Origin of the sequence: Bacillus sp. S/N-304-OC-R1, assembly GCF_019749375.1 — a bacterium.
Classification (GTDB): domain Bacteria; phylum Bacillota; class Bacilli; order Bacillales; family Cytobacillaceae; genus Cytobacillus.
The window spans coordinates 500,343-517,433 of record NZ_JACWFE010000001.1 but is presented as its reverse complement, the minus strand read 5'-3'; the positions used below and the strand labels follow the sequence as shown (position 1 = coordinate 517,433).

20 protein-coding genes are annotated in these 17,091 nt (G+C 35.8%); 16 read left to right on the top strand and 4 right to left on the bottom strand.

Annotated features, from left to right (window positions below; all coding sequences use genetic code 11):
• Window positions 1-103: 103 nt before the first annotated feature.
• The 3 genes from H0173_RS02530 (at window position 104) to H0173_RS02520 (ending at window position 1,441) form a co-directional block, all read left to right on the top strand.
• On the top strand, window positions 104-532 hold the full coding sequence (locus H0173_RS02530) for a hypothetical protein (RefSeq protein WP_221844339.1): 429 nt from the start codon (window positions 104-106) through the stop codon (window positions 530-532).
• Window positions 533-584: 52 nt separating this feature from the next.
• Window positions 585-1,028, top strand: coding sequence for a YlbF/YmcA family competence regulator (locus H0173_RS02525; protein WP_221844338.1), 444 nt, complete (start codon window positions 585-587; stop codon window positions 1,026-1,028).
• A gap of 137 nt (window positions 1,029-1,165) precedes the next feature.
• A complete protein-coding gene (locus tag H0173_RS02520) occupies window positions 1,166-1,441 on the top strand; it encodes a YlbG family protein (protein ID WP_221844337.1) in 276 nt (91 codons plus the stop codon).
• A gap of 35 nt (window positions 1,442-1,476) precedes the next feature.
• On the opposite strand, the gene H0173_RS02515 is transcribed toward H0173_RS02520, so the two are convergent.
• On the bottom strand, window positions 1,477-1,866 hold the full coding sequence (locus tag H0173_RS02515) for a DUF7147 family protein (protein ID WP_221844336.1): 390 nt from the start codon (window positions 1,864-1,866) through the stop codon (window positions 1,477-1,479).
• A 209-nt stretch (window positions 1,867-2,075) separates the two neighbouring features.
• On the opposite strand from H0173_RS02515, the gene H0173_RS02510 reads away from it, so the two are divergent.
• The 3 genes from H0173_RS02510 (at window position 2,076) to coaD (ending at window position 4,908) form a co-directional block, all read left to right on the top strand.
• Entirely contained in the window at window positions 2,076-3,503 is a 1,428-nt protein-coding gene (locus H0173_RS02510) for a stalk domain-containing protein (protein WP_221844335.1), read from the top strand.
• Between the two features lie 348 nt (window positions 3,504-3,851).
• Complete coding sequence (gene rsmD / locus H0173_RS02505; RefSeq protein WP_221844334.1) at window positions 3,852-4,406, top strand: 16S rRNA (guanine(966)-N(2))-methyltransferase RsmD; 555 nt, start codon at window positions 3,852-3,854, stop codon at window positions 4,404-4,406.
• A gap of 19 nt (window positions 4,407-4,425) precedes the next feature.
• Window positions 4,426-4,908, top strand: a complete 483-nt coding sequence (coaD, locus tag H0173_RS02500; protein ID WP_221844333.1) for a pantetheine-phosphate adenylyltransferase — start codon at window positions 4,426-4,428, stop codon at window positions 4,906-4,908.
• A 52-nt stretch (window positions 4,909-4,960) separates the two neighbouring features.
• Here coaD and ylbJ read toward each other — a convergent pair whose 3' ends face one another.
• Entirely contained in the window at window positions 4,961-6,172 is a 1,212-nt protein-coding gene (gene ylbJ, locus H0173_RS02495; protein WP_221844332.1) for a sporulation integral membrane protein YlbJ, read from the bottom strand.
• A gap of 249 nt (window positions 6,173-6,421) precedes the next feature.
• Between ylbJ and H0173_RS02490 the strand changes: the two genes are divergently transcribed.
• Together H0173_RS02490 and H0173_RS02485 are read left to right on the top strand one after the other, a co-directional pair.
• A complete protein-coding gene (locus H0173_RS02490) occupies window positions 6,422-7,213 on the top strand; it encodes a patatin-like phospholipase family protein (protein WP_221844331.1) in 792 nt (263 codons plus the stop codon).
• Window positions 7,210-8,226 (top strand): SepM family pheromone-processing serine protease, encoded by a 1,017-nt coding sequence (locus H0173_RS02485; RefSeq protein WP_221844330.1) that lies wholly within the window; start codon window positions 7,210-7,212, stop codon window positions 8,224-8,226. Before H0173_RS02490 ends, H0173_RS02485 begins: the two co-directional genes overlap by 4 nt.
• Before the next feature lie 22 nt (window positions 8,227-8,248).
• Here H0173_RS02485 and H0173_RS02480 read toward each other — a convergent pair whose 3' ends face one another.
• On the bottom strand, window positions 8,249-9,460 hold the full coding sequence (locus tag H0173_RS02480; RefSeq protein WP_221844329.1) for a nucleotidyltransferase: 1,212 nt from the start codon (window positions 9,458-9,460) through the stop codon (window positions 8,249-8,251).
• A 179-nt stretch (window positions 9,461-9,639) separates the two neighbouring features.
• Here H0173_RS02480 and H0173_RS02475 point away from each other — a divergent pair, with 179 nt between their 5' ends.
• The 4 genes from H0173_RS02475 to H0173_RS02460 all read left to right on the top strand — a co-directional run bounded on the left by H0173_RS02475 (window position 9,640) and on the right by H0173_RS02460 (window position 11,962).
• Entirely contained in the window at window positions 9,640-10,164 is a 525-nt protein-coding gene (locus H0173_RS02475) for a YceD family protein (RefSeq protein WP_221844328.1), read from the top strand.
• 47 nt (window positions 10,165-10,211) lie between these two features.
• Window positions 10,212-10,385: a 50S ribosomal protein L32 gene (gene rpmF / locus H0173_RS02470; protein ID WP_053475556.1), complete on the top strand. Its 174-nt coding sequence runs from the start codon at window positions 10,212-10,214 to the stop codon at window positions 10,383-10,385.
• 127 nt (window positions 10,386-10,512) lie between these two features.
• Window positions 10,513-11,268 carry an enoyl-CoA hydratase/isomerase family protein gene (locus H0173_RS02465; RefSeq protein ID WP_221844327.1) on the top strand — a complete coding sequence of 252 codons (756 nt, stop codon included), beginning with the start codon at window positions 10,513-10,515 and terminating at the stop codon, window positions 11,266-11,268.
• Window positions 11,269-11,368: 100 nt separating this feature from the next.
• A complete protein-coding gene (locus tag H0173_RS02460) occupies window positions 11,369-11,962 on the top strand; it encodes an RsfA family transcriptional regulator (protein ID WP_221844326.1) in 594 nt (197 codons plus the stop codon).
• A gap of 58 nt (window positions 11,963-12,020) precedes the next feature.
• On the opposite strand, the gene H0173_RS02455 is transcribed toward H0173_RS02460, so the two are convergent.
• A complete protein-coding gene (locus tag H0173_RS02455; protein ID WP_221844325.1) occupies window positions 12,021-12,494 on the bottom strand; it encodes an N-acetyltransferase in 474 nt (157 codons plus the stop codon).
• Window positions 12,495-12,866: 372 nt separating this feature from the next.
• On the opposite strand from H0173_RS02455, the gene H0173_RS02450 reads away from it, so the two are divergent.
• The 4 genes from H0173_RS02450 to H0173_RS02435 all read left to right on the top strand — a co-directional run bounded on the left by H0173_RS02450 (window position 12,867) and on the right by H0173_RS02435 (window position 17,087).
• Window positions 12,867-14,210, top strand: coding sequence for an acetyl-CoA carboxylase biotin carboxylase subunit (locus tag H0173_RS02450; protein ID WP_221844324.1), 1,344 nt, complete (start codon window positions 12,867-12,869; stop codon window positions 14,208-14,210).
• Window positions 14,211-14,254: 44 nt separating this feature from the next.
• Window positions 14,255-14,467, top strand: a complete 213-nt coding sequence (locus H0173_RS02445) for a biotin/lipoyl-containing protein (RefSeq protein WP_221844323.1) — start codon at window positions 14,255-14,257, stop codon at window positions 14,465-14,467.
• 48 nt (window positions 14,468-14,515) lie between these two features.
• Window positions 14,516-16,057 carry an acyl-CoA carboxylase subunit beta gene (locus H0173_RS02440; RefSeq protein ID WP_221844322.1) on the top strand — a complete coding sequence of 514 codons (1,542 nt, stop codon included), beginning with the start codon at window positions 14,516-14,518 and terminating at the stop codon, window positions 16,055-16,057.
• Window positions 16,058-16,193: 136 nt separating this feature from the next.
• On the top strand, window positions 16,194-17,087 hold the full coding sequence (locus H0173_RS02435; protein WP_221844321.1) for a 2-dehydropantoate 2-reductase: 894 nt from the start codon (window positions 16,194-16,196) through the stop codon (window positions 17,085-17,087).
• Window positions 17,088-17,091 lie beyond the last annotated feature (4 nt).

The following is a 17,091-nucleotide window of genomic DNA, read 5'->3' as shown; positions in this document are numbered from 1 at the left end:
GCTTTTGGTTTTTTTCAAATCTTAAAATGAATCAGAGTAAAAATAGCGGATAACGCAAACAATAAATTACATACAAGTTACCTATTTAAAAGGGGTGAGGCCGATGAGACGGTTCATTTATTTATACATGATTTGCTTATTAGTTGTTACTACAGGCTGTCATAAGGACAAGCCAAAGCCAGAAACCAAATTTATAGTTGAACCGATGAATGTTTCTACTAGTAACAAGGATGTTGCAGTAACTGCAATAGCACAAAACAGTAGTGATCAATTTTATGTAAATCATCAAGTAAAAGGAAAAAATCTTTTTATTGAGTGTATTGTACCTGGAATTACTTTTAGAGAGACGAATGCTTCAAATAAAGGAAGCATTATTCTATATATAGATGGACAGAAAAAAGATCAAATTTCATCTGCTGCATTTATTGTGAAAGGATTATCTGCTGGGACACACAAAATTAAATTAGAGGTTTTAAAGGATAACGAAACATCTTCAATATTGAAAAGGGAATTTTATGTGACAATCCCATAACTTTTGATTTCCGCTGTTTCATGATAAAATATGAAACGGAGGTGAGCTGGATTTGCTTGCTACAACTGAGAGAGTTGAAATATTAGATACTGCAGAACAAATTGCTGCAATGATTATTCATTCAATAGAGGCAGAACGATACCGCCAATGTTTATATAAATTAAAGACCAACAAGGAAACACAAAAGAAAATAAATGAGTTCGTAAAAATAAAAGAACAATATGAGGAAGTTCAGCGCTTTGGAAAGTACCACCCTGATTACAAAACTGTAATGACAGCAATCCGTGAACTAAAAAGAGAAATGGATATGGATGTACATGTTGCAGAATTCAGAAAAGCGGAAAATGATTTGCAGGCTATTCTTGATGAAGTAAGTATGATAATTGGACGCTCAGTTTCCGATCACATTAAGGTGCCTACGGGAAATCCGTTTTTTGACAGCTCATCTAGCTGTGGTGGTGGATGTGGTTCAGGTGGTAGCTGTGGCTGTTCTTAACTAAGTTTTGGCGGCATTGGATTTCAGTGCTGCTTCTTTTTATTAGAATTTTTAGCATTCATGTTTCAGCCCATTGAAAGCGGATGATTTTTTATGCTAGACTAATAAAAATAGTTGATTTTGAAGGGGAAGAAAATATGCTCGGTCAACGGCAGGGAATAATTGTCTGGCTGTATTCATTAAAGCAGGCAAAAATGTTACGAAGATTTGGAAATGTCCATTATGTTTCTAAAAGACTGAAATATGTAGTTTTATATTGTAATCTTGAGGAAGCTGATGAAATAATGGGGAAAATCAGTGCCTTTTCATTTGTTAAAAAGGTAGAACCATCATACAAACCATTTTTGAAAATGGAGTTTGAAAACTCAAAGCCTGATAAAGCAAAGGAATATGATTATAAAATGGGTATTTAAAGGTGAGGACAAAGGTTCCTCACCTTTTTTTCTTCTTACTGTAAAGGCGGTATATAATGGTTTAATCTTAATATCCCTATTAAATATTGGTAAAATAACTCTTTTTCTGCAAAAATGGCCGAAGGCTTAATATCGAATTGAATAATTTCTTTATTTAATTCGGCAGCTACAGCTGAAAATAAATCAAATCGTTTATTAGGTATTGTATTTGGATTTGGTATTCCCTCTCTGCAAATATACAGTGGTTGAAAGTCTCCTGGGTTTGTCGGTTTTAATATAACTGCAAGGGATGTCATATTTCGATTATCAATAATCGTATGAAAAGCCATCAGGTGAACGAGTCGTTCCTTGTTAGCTTTTGCAATCTCTATGAGTTCATAAATATCCGAATAGCCTTCCCCAAGCTCTATAAATCGTTGGATCAAGTGATTATTCCCTCCTACTAAAACAAAATTGTCCAAAATTACTTTATCATTTTCCAATTTGAAATAGAAGCTCTTTGTAAAGGAATCCTCAACTTAATAATCGGCAGTAAAAATTTTATACTTTTTTCGCCATTTTTATACAAAATCCATGTACTGATGCTTTGGGATTTGCTATGGTTATACTAGGAAAGTTAGTAAAGGGGATTTGTATGTGGAAGACGGTTGTCCTAATATCTATTGTGTTAACAACAGTTATTGGCGGTATGCTGTTTTGGCAATGGAAGGCGTATTCTAAACAAAATGACTCTATAAATGTACCTGCCGAAAAAGTAGAACAAGAAATTACTGTGAAGTCATCTGGGAATGAACTAAATATTACACAAAAAATAACTGGAATTACAGCAAAAAAGGAATACAAAATTATTAAGCCAGAAAGCCTTTTTCGCTTTTCTTGCATGAATAAAAATAATGATCCTTGCAATTCATCAAAGGAGAGCTCTTTAACAATAATCCCTGATCAAAATGAATTAATATTTGAATATACGATCCCAACCGCACAGAAAAATAAAGCTTACTTACTTGAAAAATGGACAGCAATAGTTCCTGAAGTAACAATTACAAGGTCAACAATTATTATTGTTGATACGGTTAATCGTAGCGGTACATGGGCGGCAGGGGCAGAGATGAAAGGTTTTAAAGAAATGGATTTAATTGATTATTATTATTTTGAAGCTGCAGGAACTGCACCTAGTTTATATTGGCAATCTAAGCATCTTGAGAAAGCTGATGGCAGCACTGGATTTATACAATTTTATAGCGGCGCTAAATTAAATAATAAATTTTACATGAAGGAGCTTGATGCTCTTAATCATTACCCTTTTGTAACTGTAATTCTCACCGATCAGCATATTGAACAGACAAGCCGCGGAATATTAATTTTGAAACCAAATATTAAAGAGGAATCTTTAAAAAGAAAACTGATTCAATATTATTATGAGAAAAAATTTAAAAGTCTGCCGTCTGATCAACAATGGGTCCTTGATGTTTTAACTTCATATTCAGCAAATTTACCAGCAGAAACGACGAAAGGTAAAGAAGTATTACTTGAATTAAAGAGCAAGCTTTCAGAAGATGAATTGAAACATTTTATTGGATTAATTAATAAGAGTCCAAATCTAATTACGATTAAGGAATTGGACAACTATATTTCTAATTTAAGAGGATTAAGTACAAGCTTCTTTGTTTATAATAGTGAAACTCCTAATTCAATTGTTCCGTTATATTTCTACGATTCTCGGAAGGTTAAAATAAATGGGCACAATGTGGATGGAATAAAGGTTCTTTATGAAGAAGGAAAAAGCTTATTTCCGTTTATTAAAACGATGAAAGCGCTGGATTATCAAGCAGAAGTTCTTGAAGATAAAGAAACTATTCTTCTTGTTAAAGGGACTAACACATACAGGTTTTTCTTAAACAGAAATATTTTTATTTATAATGAAGATGACTATGGATTATTAGAAAGACCATTATCTACAATTAACGGCAGCATTTATATTAGCAAGCAATGGATTGAGACATTGTTCAAGGTTTCAATTGATGAGGAAGAGAAAGAAATAATATTATCTGATGAGAATTAAATTAAGTTCCTGTATAAATAAAAAACCCTGCAGAATATCTGCAGGGTCCTTCTATATCCTCAAGAAGGATAGAAGGCAAAGGGAGAGGAGAAACCGGAGGAAGAACTTATGGGGAAACGTAAGTCTTCTCCGCGGTTGGCAACAACATCCTCGAATAGATGCTGTTACTAACATTATTTCCACAAAAGTATTGGATATACCCATTAATGGAGATTTTTTTCATTGCTCATCTAATAAAACATTTCATTTGGCAGAAAACATAAATAAACTGATTGGCGGCAAATAAATAATTATGGTAGGATAGGAAGGAAAAATTGATACTAGCAATGATTAGTGGTGATAATGAATATGAGAGTAGTTTCAGGCATTAAAAAAGGAAAAGCCTTAAAGGCGGTACCTGGGAGTTCAACGAGACCAACAACAGATAAAGTGAAAGAAGCGATGTTTAATATTATCGGACCGTATTTCAATGGTGGAATAGTTCTTGACCTATTTGCCGGGAGCGGCGGGCTTGGTATTGAGGCCTTGAGCCGAGGGGCTGATAAAGCAATTTTTGTAGATAGAGATGGGAAGGCGATTCAGACTATTCACGAAAATGTGAAAATATGTGATTTTGAAGATCATACAGAAATCTATCGAAATGAAGCAGAAAGGGCACTGAAGGCTGTAATGAAAAGAGGATTAATATTTGATATTATCTTTTTGGATCCGCCTTATAAAAAACAGCAGCTTCTGAAGCTTCTTGAAATCATTAACAGTGAAAATATTCTTGATGAAGGTGGAACGATTGTATGCGAGCATGGATCGGATATCGAATTGCCTGATACAGTTGGAGCGCTGGAAAAGAGAAAATGTGAAACATACGGCATTATTGCAATAACTATTTATCATAAGCAGATATAATTGATTAAGGGGGATAATTATGGGCGGAATTGCTGTTTGCCCCGGAAGTTTTGATCCAATTACTTATGGTCATCTTGATATCATTAGAAGAAGTGCAAAAGTGTTTGATGAGATTCATGTCGTTGTATTAAATAATTCTTCGAAAAAACCATTATTTACTGTAGATGAAAGATTAGAATTAATAAAAGAAGTGACAAAGGAGATCCCTAATGTAACCGTTGCCTCCTTTCAGGGGCTGCTTGTTGATTATGCAAGCGGTGTAAATGCAAGCGCTATTATACGTGGCCTGCGTGCTGTTTCAGATTTTGAATATGAGATGCAAATTACATCTATGAACCGTGTACTGGACGATAAAATTGAAACCTTCTTTATCATGACAAATAATCAGTATTCTTTTTTAAGCTCAAGCATTGTTAAAGAGGTTGCAAAATATAATGGAAAGATTTCAGAGCTTGTTCCGCCTACTGTTGAGACAGCATTAAAAAATAAATTTTTGAAATAACAAAGAACGAGCACAATTTTGTGCTCGTTAATTTTAACAAAAATTATACCTCTTATTTCCCTAACCTTCTAGAAAGTAACATTGTATAGCTAAGTAATGCGAAAATGGTTATTAGAGGACCTGCATCTGAAATGATAGTAAACCATTTTTGGAACCATGTGCCTTCACCTAATAATACAACTGGGACTGCGTTCGAAGGCTGTTCTGTATTGTAAAAACGTTCAAAAATAGGATTCCAAAGAATTGCTGCATATGCGGCAGCAAAAAAACCATGGAAAATTCTAGCGATAAAGAAAGGTTTAAAATCAATATCAGTTTGTGCTAATATGCTGGCAACCTGTGCCTGCACACTAAAGCCGCTAAATGCCAAAATAAAACTCGTAATAACAGCTTGCTGCATAAGAGTAGCTTCCTGTACCTGGCTAGTTAGCTGGCTTCCGAGGGTGATTTCAAATATACCAGATATAAAGGGTGTGCTTAATTCTGCTGGCAAGCCAAAACCTGTCAAAAGAACTTCAAGTCCGCTTGCTAAGAATGAAGTAATTCCAAGGTGGTATAGCAATTTATTAATGACTGAAAAGAGAATGATAAAACCGCCAATCATTAATAAAGTACTAATAGAAGACATGACTGCATCGCCAAGAAGCTTACCAATTGGACGATTATCATTAAGCCTAGTGCGATGGAGAATGGATAGTGCATATCGAATAGAGGGCTTTCCATGTTTCTCTTTATTTGTATCCTCGTTATTTCGTCCATAGAATCTCATAATCAATCCTACTGTGAAATTACCTAAATAATGGGCCAATGCAAGGATTATACCAAGCTTGGCATTATGAAAAAAACCGACAGAAACCGCACCGAAAATAAATAATGGATTCGAGCAATTTGTGAATGAAACTAATCGTTCAGCCTCTGTTTTGGATATTTGTCCTTCTTGTCTAAGTCTAGCAGTCAGTTTCGCACCTGCTGGAAAGCCAGAGGCCATTCCCATTGCCCAAACAAATCCGCCAACACCAGGTACACGGAATAATGGCCTCATAAGAGGTTCAAGAAGGACTCCTATGAAGCGGACAACGCCAAAACCGATAAGCATTTCCGAAACAATAAAAAATGGCAGGAGAGAAGGAAAGACGATTTCCCACCACATGTTTAAGCCTCTAATGGAAGCATCTACTGACTCTTGAGGAAACGAAATGAGTGATAGAGCCATTAACGTTACGGATAGAGCAAGAATAATTGTTTTTATTTTGGAACGTAGCACTGGGCAAAGCCTCCCTCAAAAGTTGAACAATTAAATTTATCTTTTTTAATGGGGTTTCAATGTGTTTTAATTACAGTAATTCATTTTGTCATTTCAGCCTTGTCCTCTATAAATCAATATACTCATAGAACTGCAAAATAGACCATAAGATTGAACATGAAATCATTCTATTTAAAAATCAATGAACAGTTCAATGTACTTTCCAATATTAAATTTTGGAGAAAAGTCGCATCATAGGGAGGAATTGATTTGGATAGGCCGAAAATTGGTTTAGCCCTTGGATCGGGAGGTGCCAGAGGTTTCGCTCATTTGGGGGCAATAAAGGTTTTAAATGAAGAGGGTATTCCTATTGATTTAATAGCCGGGAGCAGTATGGGGGCAATGGTCGGCTGTTTTTACGGAGCAGGGCTCGATATTGAAAGGCTTTATAAATTAGCAAAAGCGTTTAAACGAAAATACTATCTTGATTTTACTGTTCCTAAAATGGGCTTCATTGCTGGAAAGAGAGTAAAGGAACTTATTCGTATTTTTACCCACGGGAAAAATTTGGAACAATTAAAGCTGCCTGTTAAGGTTGTAGCAACAGACTTGATGACAGGAGAAAAGATAATTTTTGATAAAGGCCCGATTGCAGATGCGGTTCGTGCCAGCATTTCAATCCCGGGTATTTTTGTTCCAGAAAGGCTTAATGGGCGACTATTAGTTGACGGTGGAGTAGTTGATCGGGTACCTGTTTCAGTAGTAAAGGAAATGGGTGCGGATATTGTCATTGCCATCGATGTATCACATGTAAAAACGAATGCGGAGATTACTTCAATTTATGATGTTATTATGCAAAGTCTTGATATCTTGCAAATGGAGCTTGTCTCACATCGGGAAATCGTTTCTGACCTTATGATAAAACCAAGAGTTGAAATGTATAGTTCAAGAGCTTTTACAAATATTGAAGATATTATTAGAATAGGGGAAGAAGAAACAAGAAAATTTATTCCTCAAATAAAACAGGTGATAAATGAGTGGAAGGAGCCTTCAAGTGGATGAGAAATAAGTATGTTATGCGTTCCTTCATGATCGCAGCAGTTGTTTTGATACTAAGTTCATTTTACACTTTACCTTATTATGTATCGAAGCCTGGTTTGGCTAAAGAGCTGGAACCCATTGTTCATGTGGAAAATGGCTATAAAGAAGAAGGCAACTTCATGTTAACTACAGTAAGGATGGGGAAAGCAAATATATACTCCTATTTGATAGCAAAGCTTAATCCATATCAGGAGTTATATCAAATTAATGAAATTCGGAGAGAAAATGAAACAGAAGAAGAATATAATGTTCGGCAGCTTCATTTAATGGCTTCCTCTAAACAATCTGCTATTGAAACTGCTTATAAAAAAGCGAATATTCCGATCCAATACGAGTATAATGGCATTTTTGTATTAAATGTTATGCCTGGAATGCCGGCAGACGGCAAACTGAAAGCAGGCGATCGAATCTTTAAAGTAGATGGCAATGAGTTTGATTCGTCAGAGCAATTTATTCAGTTTGTTTCTGGTAAAAAAGAGGGCGATGAAGTTCTATTTACAATAAAACGCCAAGATAAAACAAGCGATGTCAAGATTACTTTACAAAGGCTGAAGGAAACAGGAAAAGTAGGGGTTGGAATCGCGTTAGTGGATGATAAAGAAATTATCGTTACACCAAATGTCACAATAAACAGTGAAGATATCGGCGGACCGTCTGCAGGCTTTATGTTCTCGCTTGAAATATATAATCAGTTAGTTAAGGAAGATTTGACGAGGGGCTATCAAATTGCAGGTACTGGGACAATTGATTCTAACGGAAATATAGGCAGAATTGGAGGAATTGAACAAAAGATAGTTGCTGCTAATAAAGCAGGTGCAGAGATTTTCTTTGCTCCTCATGAGAATGGGTCAAAGGATTCTAATTATAATGCTGCAGTCAAGACGGCAAAAGAAATCGGATCTGACATGAAGATCATCCCTGTTGATACATTTGATGAGGCCATCAAGTTTTTAACAAAATTAAAAGAAAAATAGCGGCGAATAGCCGCTATTTTATTTATATCAAGATAGGTGGTTGCTTATATTCCATTTCCAGTAAACGCTCTTGGCTTTTTCCTGACGCTCCCATTGCATAAATGCGTGAAGCTTTAATATCTAGAGCTAGACTCGAATGTTTTTCTGACGGTATTTTTGATATTAAAGGCAGACCAAGCTTTGATTTGTACTTATTTAAGTATTGTTTTCCATTCATACTCATTCCTAGAAGCCTTAAGTATGCTGCTTTTTCAGTCTTTTTATCCATTTCTTGCTTTGTTGTATTTGTTAGTATGTGCACACATGCCCTTTGAAGTCTTGTCCAAGTATATCTTTTTGTTTTTATTTTCTCCATAAACTCTTGAAAATGATTAGATTCTAAAGCAGCAGCAATTAGCCGATTTTCAAGCCCTTCTTCTATTTCGTAAATATTTTTAATCTCATCAATAGAGGATTGGAGCAGCTTATATTTAAGTAATGGCCAGTAGTTTTCCCACCCATGTAGAAGTCCGAATTGTTCTTTGTAATCGAGCAAGGCTTGAAAGGAAGTTTCAGGCATGTATTGCTTAACAGTCAACATTTCGCTATTATGAGAAAATAAAGCTTTTCGAATACTTGTAGCACTTGCAATTGTTTCTGAAGCAAAATGCGGGTCATGATAATTGGCATTCTTCCTGGCTATTGTTAAAAGTTCTATTTTAGCTTTTTGTTTTTGAGCAGCTTTTACATATTGATAGCCTAAAATATTATTTGGTTTTGACAAATCAAGCAAATCCTCATTAGGACAAAGTTCTTGGAAAGCCAGTGCGGATGCCTTCGGAAAACTATTCCCTTGTTCGATAAAAAATCTAATTTTGCTTTGATATTCTTCATTGTTCTCATCAAGAAAAGAGATGGTCCGGTAAAAACTTTCAATATTTCCTGATTCACTTCCAAAGCAAAGGGAGTGGCATCTTGCGGCCTCTAAAATGGAAACCGCTCCACTAGCGAATGAATTGGCCTGCTGTGTGGCAAATGTATATGGTAATTCAAAAACAATATCAGCTCCGGCTAATAATGCCATTTCCGTTCGCTTCCATTTAGATACTAGTGCTGGTTCGCCTCTTTGCAGAAACTGTCCGCTCATGACAGCAATAACGACTTCAGCATCCGCAAGTTTTTTAGCTTCTTTCAAGTGAAATGCATGACCATTATGAAACGGATTATATTCAACAATTACACCAACTGCGTTCATTTTAAGTTTTCTCCTTAATAAAGTTTAAAAGGGAATAAGAAGGTGAAGAATATCAGATAAGCACATAGGGAAAAAGATGTAAATAATCTGATAATGACCACATTATACTGTAAAGAAATTATATTGACAAATAATTATTTGAAAGCTATAATTACCTTTGTTGCCTTGGGGTGATTTATATGAAATGGACATTAAGTCAGTTACAAAAACAACGAAACAAGGAAATGCTTATAGATGAAATCGTTGACGTGAGTGAGATTACAACAAAAGAGTCCACCATTAGAGACGCTTCACCAATGAGGATTACAGGACGTGCGGATATTGATTCTGCAAAGGTCTCCTTCCATTTAAAGATTGAAGGAAATTTAGTTCTTCCTTGTTCTCGGACGTTAGTTGACGTAAGCTATCCAATTAATGTAGAAACTACAGAAACTTTTCTCTTAAAAGGTTTGGACTATGAAGCCGATGAGGAAGTTCACCAAGTAATAGGAGATGTGATTGACCTAATGCCGGTCATTCATGAAATCCTAATACTCGAGGTTCCAATGCAAGTATTCTGCGAAGATAGCAGTGAAGAAGGCGCTCCTCAGTCTGGTAAAGATTGGGAGGTCATTCAAGAGCAAGATAAAAAGGATACAATTGATCCTCGTCTTGCTGGACTTGCTCACTTTTTTAATCAAAGTGATCCTTCTTCCGATTCATAATTGGAGGAAAACTACACTCTCTAAATCTCTTTAAGGAGGTGTTTGACATGGCTGTACCTTTTAGAAGAACTTCTAAAACTGCGAAAAGAAAGCGTCGTACCCATTTTAAATTACAGGTTCCTGGTATGGTATCGTGCCCAAACTGTGGTGAAATGAAACTTGCTCACCGCGTATGCAAGGCTTGCGGAACATACAAAGGAAAAGAAGTTGTAAATAACTAATTTTCACATGATAAAAGCACAAGAACTATATGTTCTTGTGCTTTTTATCATTTTGCGTGTATTATTTTTTATTCTATATAGAGATTTTGTTACTATTAATAAAAATAAATGAATAATGGAGGAACCCATGAATCATTACATACTAGAGGAACAAGATGGCATTTTGCTTTTTACCATAAATAGGCCAGAGAAAAGGAACGCTATTAGCTATGACATTATGGATGGTTTAGAAGAGGCACTAACATATGCTAATAATGAAAACATTAAGATTTTAGCTATTACAGGTTCAGGAGATAGAGCATTTTGTTCCGGAGGTGACCTATCAGTTTTTCACAGATTAAGAACAGAAGAAGAAGCGTATGAAATGCTTAGTAGAATGTCCAATTTGCTAGTCAAGCTCTTGCTATTTCCAAAACCAACTGCTGCTTTAATCAATGGAACTGCTGTTGGTGGAGGTTGTGAACTAGCTTCGGCTTGTGATTTCCGAATTGCAAAAAAGGACATAAAGGCAGGATTTATACAAGGTTCTTTAGCAATTACTACAGGGTGGGGAGGAGGAACCTTCTTATATGAGAAGCTTCTACCTGCTCATGCAATGAAAATGCTTATGGAGGCAGGTTTATTTGATACAAATCAATTAATGGAACTGGGCTTCCTTCAATCTATTGCTGATGGAGATCTACTGGCACATGCTCGGAAGTACTTCAATAAAATGCTGAGCATTGAAACGGATGTCTTAAGGGCATATAAAACAATGATAACTAATAAATGGAATGAAACTAGGATTAAAGAGAGGGTACAGGAAGAAGTAAGGAATTGTGCTAAATTATGGGAAGGGGATCCTCATCACAGGAAAGTAGCCGAGTTTCTAGAAAAAAAATAACGTTTTCTTTCTTTCTTTGTTAATAATCATTTAGGATATCAGTCTATCTTTTCTAGCATAAGCATATGTATAAATAAAAAACACTAGGAGGGATATTCTGATGTCTTCAACACGACAAGATGCTTGGACACACGATGAAGATTTGCTGCTTGCAGAAATGGTGCTGCGTCATATCAGAGAGGGCGGCACACAGCTGCAAGCCTTCGAGAAAGTAGGAAAAAAACTATCGAGGACTGCTGCAGCCTGCGGTTTTCGCTGGAATTCATACGTGCGCAAACAATATAAATCAGGAATTGAGCTTGCAAAAAAACAGCGTAAAGAAAGGAAGCACAATTCACAATATGAGGAGTCCGCTAAAGGAAAGGAAACTGAACAAGCAGCGGCTAATCTTGAATTTCCTCCAAAAGAATCCACTAGGAGTGGAGAAATGATGGAATTTGAAGATTTGGTCCGTTATTTGAAAACTCTATATGAAAAGGCTAATGAGTCTAGTTTGAGAAGTGAGGACATTAAATCCCATGAAATGAGAATTCAGCAGCTTGAAAAACAATTGTACTATCTAGCATCGGAAAACGAAAGATTGATAAAAGAATTAAACTCAATCGAAAAGGATTACAAATCATTAATAGAAATTATGGAAAGAGCAAGGAAAATGGTTGAAGTTAAAAAAGAGGATAATCAACAAAAAATATAGTTTCATACAATAAAGAAAGCGGACAATTTAATGTCCGCTTTAGTACATTTATTTTAAGTTAATGTGATTTCTCCTTAACTCCTTCTGGGAACCAAACTAGAGGATTTTCACCGCGATCTCTTTCCATATCATAATGAACGGAAGAAAATCCTATTTTTTGCCAAAAATCAGCTGATTTAACTCTAGGATTTGTCTTAATTGGGAGACCATAACTTTTTGCGTAATCAACAAGTGCAGTGCCATATCCTTTATTCTGATAATCAGGAATTACTTCCAGTTTCCATAATTCTAAATAATCTTGAGCAGGTTCGAAATATCTGTCAAACTTTTTCTCAACTTGATAAAGACTCATTCTAGCTACTAATTTGTCCCCGAAATAAATACCATAGAATGGAGACTGGCTATTGTTTTCAATAATATTGGCTTCAAGATCTTCAAGCATGGAAAGCTCTTGTAAACCATATTCTTTAAATTTTTTAAACTCTTCCAATGTCTTATAATTTACAACTAATTTTTCAACCTTGTAGTTCATGTGTATTCCTCCTCACTAGTCCCAATAAAAAAGTTTGCATATATCTATAAAAAATGTAGGCGCTTTCTTCTAATATCATTATATAACAATAAACAATAAATTGTAATCGAACAAAAATTTATTCAAATTCGTATAAATTAGTTTTGTGCAAATTTGCAAAAAAAAACAGAAAGCGTTTACAATAGGAAGCAGGAAAAAGACAGAAGATTGTAGAAATATAATTACTTATAGGATATTAAGAAGTTTTTTTAGGCAGAATTATGAAGATTAATGGTTTTTAAGCTTCCATAACTGCTAAGAATTAATTTTTTATGAAGATGTAAAAGTCAAAAGCATATTGTTATACATCTAGAAAGAAAGGGGAGCATAAAAGTGCAAAAAATATTAATTGCTAACAGAGGCGAAATTGCTTTAAGAATCATAAAAACTTGTCACGAAATGGGTATTGAAACTGTAGCGGTCTACTCGGATGCAGATAAGGATATGCCTTTCGTTAAAAATGCAACATATTCTTTTAGTATTGGAGAATCACCTGTAAATAAATCATATTTAAAGGCGGAATTGATTCTAGAAATAGCGAAGAGAGAAGGAGTTGATGGAATTCATCCGGGTTATGGGTTCTTATCAGAGAATGCTGATTTTGCCAGGGAAGTTCAAAAAGCCGGAATTGTATTCATTGGACCGGATCCAGAAACAATTGAATTGATGGGGGACAAAATTGTTTCAAGGCGGACGATGATGGAAGCTGGTGTGCCTGTTGTTCCGGGAAGCGAGGAAGGTACATCAACTCTAGAAGAAGCAAGTCGTCTTGCAGAATCAATGGGTTATCCTGTCATGCTGAAAGCAAGTGGTGGAGGTGGCGGAATAGGCATGGTGCGCTGTGAAAATGAGCAAGCGCTCGCCAAATCCTTTGGTTCAACGAAAGCACGAGCTAAAGCCTATTTCGGCTCAGAAGAAGTATTTGTTGAAAAATATATAGAAAATGCAAGACATGTTGAAGTACAGGTTTTTGGGGATCATCATGGAAATATTGTGCATTTATATGAAAGGGATTGTTCTATTCAAAGAAGACATCAAAAAGTGGTAGAAGAATCACCGTCTCCTTTTTTGTCTGAAGAAGCGAAGAACAAAATGTATGAAACAGCTTTAAGAGCAGCAGCTGCTGTTCATTATAAAAATGCCGGAACAATTGAGTTTATTGTTGATGAACAGGAAAATTTCTATTTTTTAGAAATGAATACAAGACTTCAAGTAGAACATCCTGTAACAGAGAAAATCACTGGTTTAGATTTGGTGAAATGGCAAATCCTTGTTGCACGCGGGGAACAGCTACCGCTGCTGCAAACTGAAATTTCGAGATCAGGACATGCAATTGAATTTAGATTATATGCTGAAGATCCAAAAAGCTTTCTTCCATCACCGGGGAAAATTGAAGTTTTTCACTGGAATAGCTTTGATGGCGTCCGTGTAGATTCCGGGTATGATTCAAGCACAACTGTTACTCCTTTTTACGACCCGATGATTGCCAAGTGCATTATTTATGGAGAAACGAGAGAAGAAGCCATTGCTAAGGCTAGCAGATTCTTTAATGAGCTGAAAATCGAGGGAATCAAAACGAATGCCCCTCTTTTTAAAGAGATTCTTATGGATACTGAATTTCAAAACGGAAGCTATACAACTAGTTTTCTAACTAACAAAACATTTACAGTAAATTAATTAATAGATAATCTGAATTTTATTAAACTAGGAGGAATACTTTTATGAAAGAAATTATCTCATCTATGGCAGGGACAGTGTTAAATATTATGGCTGGGAGTGGAGAGAACGTCTCAGCAGGTCAGGAAGTTATCATGCTGGAGTCAATGAAAATGGAAATTCCAATCGAAAGCCAATTTGGTGGGAAGGTTGCTGAAGTAAAAGTAAATATTGGAGATTTCGTAAATGAAGGAGATGTTCTCATCGTATTGGAATAATATCCTATTGGCTAACAAGACCTAAGGATCTACATAAGGGGGAGAAACATGACAACAGTAAATTCTCTAGTTGAAAAATTAAAAGAAAAAAGCATAGAAATAGAAGCGGGCGGTCATCCGAAATATCATGAAAAGCTTCAAAGCGAAAATAAGCTTTTTGTAAGAAAAAGATTAGAGCTTTTGTTTGATGATGGAAAATATGAAGAGGATGGAAAATTTGCTAATTGTCATGAAAAAGATTTGCCTGCAGATGGTGTTGTCACCGCAATTGGAAGAATCAATGGGCAAACAGTTTGTGTTATGGCAAATGATTCAACTGTGAAAGCGGGCTCTTGGGGAGCACGAACAGTTGAAAAGATTATCCGTATTCAAGAAACTGCGGAAAAACTAAAGGTTCCGCTATTATATTTAGTTGATTCTGCAGGCGCGAGAATTACTGACCAGCTGGAAATGTTCCCTAATCGCAGGGGTGCAGGGCGAATATTTTATAATCAAGTAAAGCTATCAGGTATGATTCCGCAAATTTGTTTATTATTTGGACCTTCAGCTGCGGGTGGGGCATATATACCAGCATTTTGTGATATTGTTATTATGGTTGATAAAAATGCATCCATGTACTTAGGCTCTCCACGGATGGCCGAGAAAGTAATTGGTGAGAAAGTGACCTTGGAAGAAATGGGTGGAGCCCGTATGCATTGTACAATTAGCGGCTGCGGGGATATTTTGGCATTAAATGAAGAAGAAGCCATTCAATCGGCCAAAAATTATTTATCGTATTTTCCGGCAAGCTTTAAAGAAACACCGAAAAAAATGGAAGCCCTTCAGCCAAAGGCCGGCCGTGATTTAGAAGAGATCATTCCGAAAAACCAAAATGCGCCATTTGATATGTATGAATGTATAGACTCATTAATTGATGAGGGCAGTTTCTTTGAAATTAAGAAACTCTTTGCTGCTGAAATCATTACAGGTCTTGCTAGAATTGGCGGAAGAACAATCGGAATCATAGCTAATCAGCCAAGAGTGAAGGGTGGAGTTCTTTTCGTGGACTCTGCTGATAAGGCAGCTAAATTTATTCAGTTATGTGATGCTTTCCATATCCCATTACTATTCCTAGCTGATGTTCCTGGCTTTATGATCGGCACGAAGGTAGAAAAGGCAGGAATTATCCGGCATGGGGCAAAATTGATTGCAGCAATGAGTTCAGCAACAGTGCCAAAAATTTCAGTAGTCGTTAGAAAGGCATATGGTGCAGGTCTTTATGCAATGGCTGGTCCAGCGTTTGAACCTGACTGCTGTATTGCTCTTCCAACTGCTCAAATTGCAGTAATGGGGCCGGAAGCAGCTGTTAATGCAGTTTATTCGAATAAAATTAACGAAATTGAAGACCCGAAAGAGAGAATCGCATTTATTCAGGAAAAACAACGAGAATATAGCGAGCATATTGATATATATAAGCTGGCCTCTGAATTAATTGTAGATGATATTGTCTCTCCATATGATTTGAGAGATGTCCTCATCCAAAGATTTGATCTTTACGAGACGAAGGAATTGACATTTAGTGTTCGAAAACATCCAGTATATCCAGTTTAATGCTTTTAATATCCCTTTTTCGAAATTCGAAAAAGGGGTTCTTTATATTAAAATCTTTTTCGTCATGTCTTTGTTGTCACCTTTTTTTATTTTTCTGTTAAAATATGACTAAATACATAAAAGTGAAGAGGATGCTATGAATATTGCAATCATTGGCGGGGGTTCACTAGGCCTTCTTTTTGCCCATTATTTAAATGAATATCACCAGGTTTGTGTATATGTACGTTCTAAAGATCAAAAAGACTCATTATCCAACAGGGGACTGGTCTTTGAGAAAAATGGACAGCAGACTACTACTCCTATTAAATCAGAAATGTTTTCTGAATGGAAAGGCAACGAAGAGTTAACCATTGTTGCTGTAAAGCAATACCATCTTCAACAAGTATTAAAAAATATGGTTGAAGCTTCTCCTTTTTATGATGGGGCATATCTTTTTCTTCAAAATGGAATGGGCCATTTGAAGTGGCTTGCTGAGCTAAAAGCTAAACACATATATGTAGGTTCTGTTGAACATGGAGCAAATAAAATAAATAGCAATCATGTAAAACATACTGGAGATGGCGTAACTAGACTAGCCATTTACTATGGACAATCTTTTTCAATTATGGATGAAATAAATGATAAACGTTTAGACAAAAATTTTAGGATTACTTATGAAAAAGATTATGAGGAAATGTTAGTAAGAAAGCTAATAGTGAATGCTGTCGTTAATCCTCTGACAGCTGTTTTAAATGTACGGAATGGTGAATTGCTTGAAAACCCGCACTTTTACCGTATTTTTCAAAAAATGTTTAAGGAAGTTAGTGTGATTCTAAACATTACAGAAGTGGAAGAGTCATTCTGTTATGTTAAAAATATATGTAAGAAAACAGCTGCAAATCGTTCATCGATGCTCCAGGATTTAGATTCGAAACGACCGACTGAAGTGGACGCAATTCTAGGCTATGTGCTGGAAAAGGCAGGTGAAATGGGAGTCGATGCTCCTCTTACTGAAATTTTTTATCAATCGATAAAGGGTAAGGAATATTAGGAAT

What these genes read in the sequence shown, in the direction of transcription:
- H0173_RS02530 (WP_221844339.1), top strand. Translation starts at nt 104, where the DNA reads ATGAGACGGTTCATTTATTTATACATGATTTGCTTATTAGTTGTTACT.
- H0173_RS02520 (WP_221844337.1), top strand. Translation starts at nt 1,166, where the DNA reads ATGCTCGGTCAACGGCAGGGAATAATTGTCTGGCTGTATTCATTAAAG.
- H0173_RS02510 (WP_221844335.1), top strand. Translation starts at nt 2,076, where the DNA reads ATGTGGAAGACGGTTGTCCTAATATCTATTGTGTTAACAACAGTTATT.
- rsmD (WP_221844334.1), top strand. Translation starts at nt 3,852, where the DNA reads ATGAGAGTAGTTTCAGGCATTAAAAAAGGAAAAGCCTTAAAGGCGGTA.
- coaD (WP_221844333.1), top strand. Translation starts at nt 4,426, where the DNA reads ATGGGCGGAATTGCTGTTTGCCCCGGAAGTTTTGATCCAATTACTTAT.
- H0173_RS02485 (WP_221844330.1), top strand. Translation starts at nt 7,210, where the DNA reads ATGAGAAATAAGTATGTTATGCGTTCCTTCATGATCGCAGCAGTTGTT.
- H0173_RS02480 (WP_221844329.1), bottom strand. Translation starts at nt 9,460, where the DNA reads ATGAACGCAGTTGGTGTAATTGTTGAATATAATCCGTTTCATAATGGT.
- H0173_RS02475 (WP_221844328.1), top strand. Translation starts at nt 9,640, where the DNA reads ATGAAATGGACATTAAGTCAGTTACAAAAACAACGAAACAAGGAAATG.
- rpmF (WP_053475556.1), top strand. Translation starts at nt 10,212, where the DNA reads ATGGCTGTACCTTTTAGAAGAACTTCTAAAACTGCGAAAAGAAAGCGT.
- H0173_RS02465 (WP_221844327.1), top strand. Translation starts at nt 10,513, where the DNA reads ATGAATCATTACATACTAGAGGAACAAGATGGCATTTTGCTTTTTACC.
- H0173_RS02460 (WP_221844326.1), top strand. Translation starts at nt 11,369, where the DNA reads ATGTCTTCAACACGACAAGATGCTTGGACACACGATGAAGATTTGCTG.
- H0173_RS02455 (WP_221844325.1), bottom strand. Translation starts at nt 12,494, where the DNA reads ATGAACTACAAGGTTGAAAAATTAGTTGTAAATTATAAGACATTGGAA.
- H0173_RS02445 (WP_221844323.1), top strand. Translation starts at nt 14,255, where the DNA reads ATGAAAGAAATTATCTCATCTATGGCAGGGACAGTGTTAAATATTATG.
- H0173_RS02440 (WP_221844322.1), top strand. Translation starts at nt 14,516, where the DNA reads ATGACAACAGTAAATTCTCTAGTTGAAAAATTAAAAGAAAAAAGCATA.
- H0173_RS02435 (WP_221844321.1), top strand. Translation starts at nt 16,194, where the DNA reads ATGAATATTGCAATCATTGGCGGGGGTTCACTAGGCCTTCTTTTTGCC.